This window comes from Pseudoclavibacter helvolus, from assembly GCF_049707175.1.
GTDB classification, from domain to species: Bacteria; Actinomycetota; Actinomycetes; order Actinomycetales; family Microbacteriaceae; genus Pseudoclavibacter; species Pseudoclavibacter helvolus_A.
In genome coordinates this window covers 1-1,422 of the sequence record NZ_JBNAFM010000038.1, presented here as the reverse complement: position 1 = coordinate 1,422, position 1,422 = coordinate 1, and the positions used below count along the sequence as shown (strand labels likewise).

The following is a 1,422-nucleotide window of genomic DNA, read 5'->3' as shown; positions in this document are numbered from 1 at the left end:
TGTGATGTCTCGGGACATCGGTGACAGTTCTGTATCAGGACATTGGTGACAGTTGATGTCTCAGGACATCGGTGACGGTGGCGGTTGTTTACGTCGTCCTGGTGGGAGGCCGTTGGAGACGTAGGGGGTGCCTTCGGGTGGCCAGGGGTGTTCGGCGATGAGTTCGCCGTTCTGGGCTGAGAAGACCACGCCCGCGGGGTCCCAGGTGATGTGGATCCTCTGCCCGGCGAGGCGGCTACTGATCTGCCAGCGAATGTTGAGGAGCTGAACGGTGCCGTTCTTGCGGACCGTCGCTTCGCGGTGCCCTGTGGCCCCCTCGCGGAGCTCCGCGATGTTGGTCATGGGGCCAGGGTCGGGAACGGGTGGGTCTGCGAGCGGGGTCGCGTCCCATGCTTGCTGCGGGGTGATCCGTCCCGGGAGCCCCTGGTGCGGGCGTTCGGTGTTGTAGATGACATCGAACCGGTCGACCTGCTCCTGGAGTTGCTCGATCGAGGCGGCGAGGGGTTGCTTGTCGAGCCAGCGAAACAGGGTCTGATGGAAGCGCTCGTTCTTGCCCTGTGTACTCGGCTTGTAGGGTTTCCCCGTCATCGCCTCGACGCCCAACGAGGTGGCGTAGCGAACAAGCTGTCCCAGCACGCCTCGACGAGCAGGGTTCATCGCGAGCCCGTTGTCCGTGAGGAGGCGCTGCGGCGCCCCGTGCGCTTTGACGCCCTTCTTGAACACGGCAAGCGCATCCAGCGCGGTTTCGCTGTTCGCCACGTGCGAGGCGATCGCGAGTCGGGAGTGATCGTCCTCGAGCTGGAAGACCACGCATTTGCGGCCCCCGGTAAGCACATACTCAGTCGCGTCGAGCTGCCAACACGCGTTCGGAGCCGGATACACGAACCGTCGATACGCCGAGCGAGGCTTCTTCTTCGGCTCGAGTCTTGCCACGCCCATCTCCCGGAAGATGCGAGCGAGCGCTGCTACCGAGGGCGCGTTCATCCCGAGCGCGATCATCTTGTCGTGAACGCTGATCGGGCCGTGATCGAGCCCTGATTCCTCGAGCGCGGCCCGCACCGCGACAGCTTCTCGCTTCACGTCTTCAGGGATTCGCTTTGGTGACGATTTCGGGCGGCGTGACCGCGGCTGAAGCGCCGCGGCCTGCCCCTCCGCGCGGGCGCGGGCCCGGATCGCGTAGAACGTTTTCCTCGAGATGCCGTGCTCGATACAGAACGTGGTCACCGACCCGCGCGGCGCATCCATCGGCCACCGACAGATCGCGAGACGGACACGGGCATCAACAGGCTCATTCGGCGACATCCCACGAGTCGATCAGTCCACAAACCCACCAGGAAGCCCGAGAAGTGTCACCACCAAAACCCCCGGAACTGTCACCGATGTCCTGACACAGAACTGTCACCGATGTCCTGCGACATGACA

1 protein-coding gene is annotated in these 1,422 nt (G+C 64.1%); it reads right to left on the bottom strand.

Annotated features, from left to right (window positions below; all coding sequences use genetic code 11):
* Positions 1–60: 60 nt before the first annotated feature.
* Positions 61–1,302, bottom strand: a complete 1,242-nt coding sequence (locus ACPYN9_RS17170) for an integrase core domain-containing protein (RefSeq protein ID WP_424468107.1) — start codon at positions 1,300–1,302, stop codon at positions 61–63.
* Positions 1,303–1,422 lie beyond the last annotated feature (120 nt).

What these genes read in the sequence shown, in the direction of transcription:
- ACPYN9_RS17170 (WP_424468107.1), bottom strand. Translation starts at nt 1,302, where the DNA reads ATGTCGCCGAATGAGCCTGTTGATGCCCGTGTCCGTCTCGCGATCTGT.